At 53.2% G+C, this 8459-nt stretch carries 6 protein-coding genes; 3 read left to right on the forward strand and 3 right to left on the reverse strand.

Annotation, left to right across the window (positions count from 1 at the left end; translation table 11 throughout):
• Positions 1-153: 153 nt before the first annotated feature.
• From E5336_RS12085 to galE, 3 genes are all read right to left on the reverse strand, one after another.
• Positions 154-2370, reverse strand: coding sequence for an alpha-galactosidase (locus E5336_RS12085; RefSeq protein WP_135981360.1), 2217 nt, complete (start codon positions 2368-2370; stop codon positions 154-156).
• Between the two features lie 61 nt (positions 2371-2431).
• A complete protein-coding gene (locus tag E5336_RS12090; protein WP_168353670.1) occupies positions 2432-3418 on the reverse strand; it encodes a LacI family DNA-binding transcriptional regulator in 987 nt (328 codons plus the stop codon).
• Between the two features lie 41 nt (positions 3419-3459).
• Complete coding sequence (gene galE, locus E5336_RS12095; protein ID WP_135981362.1) at positions 3460-4434, reverse strand: UDP-glucose 4-epimerase GalE; 975 nt, start codon at positions 4432-4434, stop codon at positions 3460-3462.
• A 146-nt stretch (positions 4435-4580) separates the two neighbouring features.
• Here galE and E5336_RS12100 point away from each other — a divergent pair, with 146 nt between their 5' ends.
• From E5336_RS12100 to E5336_RS12110, 3 genes are read left to right on the forward strand one after another with little or no spacing between them, the layout of a single operon-like run.
• Positions 4581-6059 carry a UDP-glucose--hexose-1-phosphate uridylyltransferase gene (locus E5336_RS12100; protein ID WP_135981363.1) on the forward strand — a complete coding sequence of 493 codons (1479 nt, stop codon included), beginning with the start codon at positions 4581-4583 and terminating at the stop codon, positions 6057-6059.
• A 33-nt stretch (positions 6060-6092) separates the two neighbouring features.
• Entirely contained in the window at positions 6093-7094 is a 1002-nt protein-coding gene (locus E5336_RS12105) for an aldose epimerase family protein (protein ID WP_135981364.1), read from the forward strand.
• On the forward strand, positions 7091-8371 hold the full coding sequence (locus E5336_RS12110; protein WP_135981365.1) for a galactokinase: 1281 nt from the start codon (positions 7091-7093) through the stop codon (positions 8369-8371). Before E5336_RS12105 ends, E5336_RS12110 begins: the two co-directional genes overlap by 4 nt.
• Positions 8372-8459: the final 88 nt, after the last annotated feature.

Consider the following 8459-nt stretch of genomic DNA (forward strand, 5'->3'; position numbering starts at 1 on the left):
TGAAAAAGCTGCTGGCAGCCGGCATCGACAAAGCCACGATTGCCAACGTGTTCGAGTGCTCCGTGGCAGAACTCGAAGCGTTGTCCCCAAAACAAACCCGATAGAACGATCACGCGAAAAACCGGAGCTGAAGAGTTTGCTCCGGTTTTTTTATTATTTTTGATGTAAAATATACAACCGCGACAAGTAGTCACCTTCGCCCGCTTTCAAGTTATGCTCGCCCGCAGAGGCGTCCGTCGTAATCAAACCCGCGTACATGAGCTCGTCGCCATACGCGTCGTAGTCGTAGCCCTCGATTTGATACAGCGTGTTCGGGTCAAGTCCTTGCAGTCGGACGCGCCGGTAACGCTCGTTGACTTCCTGCAACGTCCGGTAATAGCCGACGATTGCCGTCTTTTGATCGTTGGACACGACCATCCACGCCGTCTCGTTGCCGTCAAACGGCGACAACAGCCGGTAAAACGTGCCAAACTGAATAAGGGATCGGTACTGTTTCATAAACCCGATTTGTTTTCGGATTTGCGCTTTTTCCGCCTCGTCCATTTTTCTTGGATCGAGCTCGTAGCCAAACGTACCAAAGTACGCGACGTTGGCCCGCGTCGACAACGGCGTGCTGCGGTTGAGCTGGTGGTTCGGAATCGCCGACACGTGCGAGCCCATCGAGCTGATTGGATACAGCATGCTCGTGCCGTACTGGATCTTCAGCCGTTCGATGGCGTCCGTGTCGTCGCTCGTCCATGCCTGCGGGGCGTAATACAGCATGCCCGGATCAAAGCGGGCGCCACCCGAGGCGCACGACTCGAACAAGATGTTCGGATAGCGCTCGATCAGCCTTTCATACAACGCGTAAACGCCCAAAATATACCGATGGTAAATCGTGCCTTGCTCCAAAGCGCCATGGGCGGTCGAATACACCTCCGACATGGACCGGTTCATATCCCACTTGATATAGTCGATGTTCGCGTGATCGAGAATGTCCTTCATCATTTCAAATACGAAATCGACGACGTCCGGGTTGGAAAAGTCAAGCACGAACTGGTTGCGTCCATGCGATACGTGGCGATTGGGCGTTTGCAGTACCCAGTCCGGATGCGCCTCGTACAGTCTGGAGCGCTTGTTCACCATTTCCGGTTCGAACCACAAACCAAACTTCAAACCCAAATCGTGGATTGTGTTCGACAAGCCCGCGATACCGTTCGGCAGCTTGTTCCTGTCGGGCCGCCAGTCGCCCAAAGACGTCCAGTCGGTGTTTCTTCCTTCAAACCAGCCATCGTCGAGCACGAACAGCTCCACACCCAAATCTTTGGCTTCGCGCGCCATCTCGACAAGATCCCGTTCGCGAAAATCAAAGTATGTGCCTTCCCAGTTGTTCAACAAAATCGGTCTTGGCTTGTCGCGCCACACGCCACGCGCCAGCCGGTCGCGAAACAGCGAATGAAACGCCTGGCTCATGCCATTGGTTCCCTGGTCGGAATACACCATGACCGCCTCCGGGCTTTGAAAGCTCTCGTTTTTTCGCAGCGGCCACGAAAACGTGAATGGATGCATCCCGATATTGACCCGCGCCGTATGGTAGGCGTCCACGTCGACCTGGGCGAGAAAGTTCCCCGAATACACGAGCGAGAAACCCCACGCCTCGCCTTGCGCTTCAGTCGTTTCCGGCCGCTTTAACCCAAGAAACGGATTGAATCCGCTTGAAGAGTGTCCGCGCAAGGAGTAAATCGACTGCAAGCCGGGCCGCAAACGCTCCACATGGATGGAACGCTCCCGCGCCCAGGCGCCCGTCAGTTCGATCAAATCGTAGTCGGCGTCCGGCAAATCCAAATTGAGCGAAGACAACCCGTCCAAAACGACTTCGTCGCCCTCGTTGCGAATGCGCACGCTTCGAGTCAGCACCGGACGGTCAGCATACAAGGTATACTGCAACGTCGCCGTGACGCCTAGCCGCTCGTCGTGCAAGTGGATCCAAAGCGTCGTCGCCTCGGCGTCGTCTTCGACATACGTGGCCGGCAAGCCGTCCAGTTTTGGCTTGCCGGGAAAAATCTCATGCCCCGCATAGCGAAAATCGACGACCCGGCTGCCGTTGTTTTGCTTCAAATCAATCGACGCGACCCGCATGTCCCCCGCAAGCGGAACCGGAAATTCCTGCTTGATATGGTCCAGACAATACGTTTTGTCACCCTCGAACACGCAAACCGCCATCCCGCGGTACGCCGTTTCAAACAAATGGTCGAACTGCGCGCGGTCGCGAATCGCCTTGCCGCAATATAAAAGGCCGATACCGCCATGCGGCAGCACTTTCAGCACATAGCTCAATGTTTTGTTTTGGAGGTGAAACGTGTTGGACGTTTCATGAAATACGATAGGCATCGTTTCAATCCTTTCTATTTTCTTGAAGAAAACAAGATCCCGAAGCCGGGATCCTGTTGATTTACGCGGCCGATTCCCGAACGACCAAAGTGCATGGAAGCAGCATTTGAAACGGCAAGTCGACCCGTTTCTCGATGAGGTTCAACAGCAGCATCGCGCCATATTTTCCAAGCTCCAAAGCAGGCGCGTGCACCGTCGTCAGCGGTGGATCGCAATACTTCGCATCCTCGATATCGTCAAAGCTGACAATCGAGATATCTTCCGGTATCCGGTATCCTTTTTCCTTGATAGCCCGCATCGCGCCAATCGCGATCGGATCCGAGCAAGCCACGACCGCGCTCGGCGTGTTTTCCTGCTCCAAAAGCTGCCGCATCATGGCGTATCCCGACTCCATCGTGTAGCGGTCGATCAGGAAATACGGATTGTACGTGATGTTCCGGGACTTCGCCTCGCTTAAAAACGAGCCGACCCGCGGGTCGGGATACACGCTCTGGTCTTCCAAAATCTCGTATCCTCCCAAAAAGCCGATGCGCTCATGCCCCAAGCCATGCAAATACGCGACGACATCTTTCATCGCGGTTTTGAAATCGAGGGAAATCGTGTTGTATTGAATCGGCGCCGTTTCCATATCGAGAAAGACGACATGGATATACGTGCTAGTCAACGTTTCCATTTCCCGTTTCGAAAATTTTCCAAGACAAATCAGCCCGTCGATTCCTTCAAGCCGTGCCCAACGATGCAAGTCGTTTTTAAAAATGCGGACGATTTCCACCTTGTTGGAAGCCAGATAGCTTTCCACGCCGCCGCGCACTTGCAAATAATACGGGTCGCTCATTTCCTGGTCGAGCGTGTACCAGTGCAGCAAGCCGATTTTCAGCGTCTGCTTTTCTTTTTTTTGTCGTTTTTCGTATCCGGTTTTTCGGACGGCCTCCAAAATGCACCGCTTCGTTTCCTCGGGAATCGACAAAGTGGGATCCTGGTTGAGAAACCGCGAAATCGTCGAGGCGGAAACGTGGGCGAGGGCCGCCACATCTTTTAAAGTAGCCATGTCTTTATTATAGAGGAAAACATTCGAAACCAAAAGACGCATCAAACTTGGCGGGTATAGAAATTCCAGGCCGTTCGAATGATTTCCTCCACGTCCGTGTAACGCGGCGTCCAGCCAAGCACGTCTCTTACTTTTTGGGTATTGGCGACCAGTTTAGCCGGATCGCCCGGCCGTCTAGGCTCTATTTTGACCTCAATCGGCTGTCCGGTCGCTTTTTTTGCTGCCTCAATGATTTCCAGCACCGAGTATCCTTCGCCATTGCCTAAATTGATCGTTTCGCTTTGGTTATGCGCCTTCAAATATTCGAGCGCCCGGATGTGCGCGTCCGCCAAATCGCACACGTGAATGTAGTCGCGAATGCACGTTCCGTCCTTGGTCGGGTAGTCGTTTCCAAACACGCAAATGTGTGGCCGCTTGTTGAGCGGCACTTGCAAAATCAACGGAATGAGATGCGTTTCCGGATCGTGCAGCTCGCCGATCTTTCCATTCGGATGCGCCCCGCACGCGTTAAAGTAGCGCAGCGCCACATACTTCATCCCATATGCCTGATCGCACCATTTCATCATCTTTTCCATCGTCAGTTTGGTTTCGCCATATGGATTGGTCGGTTCGGTCGCGTCCGATTCCTCGATCGGGATCCGCTTCGGTTCGCCATACGTCGCCGCCGTCGAAGAAAACACGATATGCTTGACGTTGAATTTTTTCATCGTTTCCAGCAGCACGAGCGTGCCGTACACGTTGTTGTCAAAATATTCGAGCGGCTCTTTCATGCTGACGCCAACAAGCGAGTTGGCCGCGAAATGAATCACACCCTCGATCGGCTCCTTTTCGAAGACGCTTTCCAAAAACGCCTTGTCCCGCAAGTCGCCTTCGTAAAAACGGGCGTTTGGATGAATGAGCTGTGGAAATCCAGTTTGCAGGTTGTCCACGATCACGACGTCCTCGCCACGTTCGACAAGGGCGTACACAGTATGGGAGCCAATGTAGCCGGCTCCGCCAACGACTAAAATCGCCATAGTTTGTTCCTCTCTTTCATCCCTATCGTACGGCGGAAGAAAAACGAAGTCAATCTTTTTAGTAAAAAATATCAAATAATTTACTAAAATATATTGCGTTATTTTTCCCTGGGGCTATAATGAAAGAGAAAAAAGGAGGCGCTTGCATGAATACGGCCATAAACCAGCTCATCCAGTATGGGCTGCAAAACGAATTGATTCACGAAGACGACATTGCCTATGTCGCCAACCGGCTTCTCGACTTGTTCGGCTTGACCGAATTTGAATACGAGAAAGGAAACGGGGAGTGCGTCGCGCTCGTTCCCGTTTTGGAAACGATGCTGGCGAAAGCCATCGAACAAGGAAAAATAGAAAACACGACGACAGAGAAGGATTTGTTCGACACGCGCATCATGGACATTTTGACGCCGCGTCCGCACGAAGTCGTTCGCACATTCGAAGCGTACGAGCAGGAAGACGCGCAAAAGGCGACCGACTGGTATTACGCGCTGTCGGTGAACACGAATTACATCCGCATGGACCGGATCCAAAAAAACATCGAGTTCACGACGCCAAGCCGCTACGCGCCGATGCGCATCACCATCAATTTATCGAAACCGGAAAAAGACCCGAAAGAAATCGCGAAAGCGAAGCAAGTGGCGTCGACCAACTATCCCAAATGCTTGTTGTGCAAGGAAAATGTCGGGTTCGCTGGCAACGCCAGTCATCCGGCCCGGCAAAATCACCGCGTCATTCCGCTCGATTTGAAAAACGGCCGCTACGATTTGCAGTATTCGCCCTACGTGTACTACAACGAGCATTGTATCGTGTTCAACGAGCAACACGTGCCTATGAAAATCGACCGGGAAACGTTTGAAAACCTTTTCGCGTTCGTGCGCCGGTTTCCGCATTACATGGCCGGAAGCAACACCGACATTCCAATCGTGGGCGGCTCGATTCTTTCCCACGACCACTACCAGGGTGGCCGGGCGCATTTCCCGATCGAGGACGCCAAAAGCTTCGCGAACGTCACGATTGACGGCTGCCAGGGCGAGCTGCTCGTCTGGCCGCTGTCGACGATCCGCCTGCATGACACGGATCCGGACAAGCTCGTGAACGCTTCGGTCCACGTGCTGGAAGCGTGGAAGCGATACGAAGACTTGTCGCGCGACATCGTTCCATATACCGGTTCGGAGCGGCACAACGCCATCACGCCCATCGTCCGTTTTCGAAACGGCCGCTATGAAGTCGATTTGGTGCTGCGCAACAACCGCACAAGCGCCCAATACCCGGATGGCATTTTCCATCCGCACCCGGAACACCACCATATCAAAAAGGAAAACATTGGATTGATCGAAGTGATGGGATTGGCGATTTTGCCCGGGCGCCTCAAAGACGAGCTTGCGGAAATCGAACGCGTACTACGCAAGGAAACGACGCTGGAAAACGCGCGAGGAATCGAACACCACAAGCCATGGGTGCGCGAGCTGCTCACCAAACCATGGAAAGACGACGTGCATGAGGCGCTTCGTCAGGAAGTGGGGCATAAATTCGTGCAAGTGCTTGAAAACGCGGGCGTCTTTAAAATGGATGCGGACGGACAGGCGGGCATGCTGCAATTTATCGAGTTCGTGCAGGAAAATTAATGGTACTATATTCATAAGGAAAGAGAGAACGCTATGGAATATCAGGATACAAGGAAAGACGGAATCGTTTTTTTCCTGTTGAAAAACGACACGAATCAAATTTACGTGACCAACTACGGGGCGACGCTGCTTTCATGGCTTGTGATCGACCGCCACGGCATGTTGGAGGATCTCGTGCTTGGCTATGAAACAATGGAGGAATACCAGACGCAAGACGGCTATTTGGGCGCGTGTCTGGGCCGGGTAGCCAACCGGATCGAACGCGGACGATTCACGCTGAACGGAAGCGAGTACACCCTTCCCGTGAACAATGGTCCCAATTCGCTGCATGGCGGCACGAGCGGATTTTCGCATCGAATCTTTGACTGGGAAATCGTCAACGACCAGTGCGTGCGGTTCACCCTCGTATCACCCGATGGCGACCAGGGCTATCCGGCCACGCTCGAAGTGGCCATCACGTACACCTTGGAAGGTGACACGCTTTCGATTCGTTACGAGGCGCAAAGCGACGCGGATACGATCGTGAATTTGAGCAATCACAGCTATTTCAATTTGGATGGATCGCCTTCGATCAAGGAGCACACATTGAAAATCGAGGCCGACCGGTTTATTCCGGTGGACGCGGATGGACTCGTTGTCGCCGACACGTTCGCGATGAGCGACGCGATGGATTTTCGTCAGGAGAAGCCCATCAAGCAGGCGCTCGATTCCGATGACGAGGCCATTCGCCTAGGAAAAGGGATCGACCATCCGTATGTGTTCCGGACGAAAACCGATCCCGTGGTGCTGGCGAGTTCGAAAAGCGGACTGGAGCTTGTCGTCAACACAAGCTATCCGCAAGCGCAAATTTATACCGCGAATTATTTGGACGGCCGCCCTGGCAAGCATGGCGTGCCGATGAAAGCGCAGAGCGCGATTTGCATTGAAACCCAATATCGTCCCAACGATATCAACCAGGATCCACAATCCCTGACCATTTTAAGAAAAGGAGAGAAGTATGACGAGTGGACGTCATTCACAGTGAGAAAACGATGAAAACAGTAAAAAACTTAATCGACGCATTTGAGAACAACCAGTACGACGACCGGCTCATGACGCTGTATGGCGACGCAAGCCGGCTGGATGCCGAGCGAAACCGCTATGTGAACGCCTTGAAAACGTTTGAGCGGCTGTATGGCGATCAGCCGGTTCAGATTTTTTCGGCGGCCGGCCGCAGCGAGGTGGCAGGCAACCATACGGACCACCAGCACGGACGGGTGCTGGCCGCTTCGATCAATTTGGATACGATCGGCATCGTGGCGAAGACGGAACAGAACGTGATCAAAGTCGTTTCGGATGATTTTGATATCGCGCCGGTCGACGTGAATCAAACGGAACTGGAAACGGTGGAGGAAAGCTCGGCTTCTTTGATTAGGGGCGTCGTGCAAGGGTTTAAAAACGCGAACTGGAACGTTGGCGGATTTGAAGCGTACATGACAAGCGAAGTCATTGTCGGCGCGGGTCTTTCGTCCTCCGCTTCGTTCGAGGTATTGGTAGGAACGATTCTTTCGTACTTGTACAACGAGGGAAAGGTACCGATGGTTGAAATCGCGAAAATCGCCCAGTACGCGGAAAACAAGTATTTTGGCAAGCCATGCGGCTTGATGGATCAGTGCGCGTGCGCGGTCGGCGGCTTGATTACGATCGACTTTATGGATCCGAAAGCGCCCGTCGTCCAGGCGGTGGATTTGAATTTCGACGATTTTGGCTTGAACTTGTGCATCGTGGACACGAAAGGAAGCCACGCGGATTTGACGCACGAATACGCAGCGGTGCCAGCCGAAATGAAAGCGGTGGCCAATTTCTTTGGCAAAGACGTGCTACGGGATGTGGACGTGGACGCGTTTTACGAGCAGATTCCGGCGGTGCGCGAGCAGGCAGGCGACCGGGCTGTGTTGCGCGCGCTACACTTCTTCCACGAAAACGAGCGGGTTCGTGAAATCGTCCAGGCGCTGGAGAAAGAGGACAAGGAAGGCTTCGAGCGAGGCATTCTCGCTTCGGGCAATTCGAGCTTTAAATACTTGCAAAACGTGTTCGCGGCCAGCGATCCGGCCAACCAGGCGGTGTCGCTTGCGCTGGCGATCAGCGAGGAGGCGCTGGAAGGCAAGGGCGTGAGCCGCGTGCATGGCGGCGGCTTCGCGGGAACGATCCAGGCGTTTGTGAACACCGACGATGTCCAAGCCTATAAGGAAAAAATGGAAAAGGTGTTTGGCGAAGGTTCGTGCCACGTTTTGAAGATCCGACCGGAAGGCGGAACGATTGTCGTAGAATAAAATGAAAAAAGAAAAGACCACTTAACAGGAAGGGGTTCTTACAAGAAGTTTGTTACGGAATCCATTGAACGGAAGGAAAATTTATGAT

Source organism: Dubosiella muris, from assembly GCF_004793885.1.
Taxonomy (GTDB): Bacteria; Bacillota_I; Bacilli_A; order Erysipelotrichales; family Erysipelotrichaceae; genus Dubosiella; species Dubosiella muris.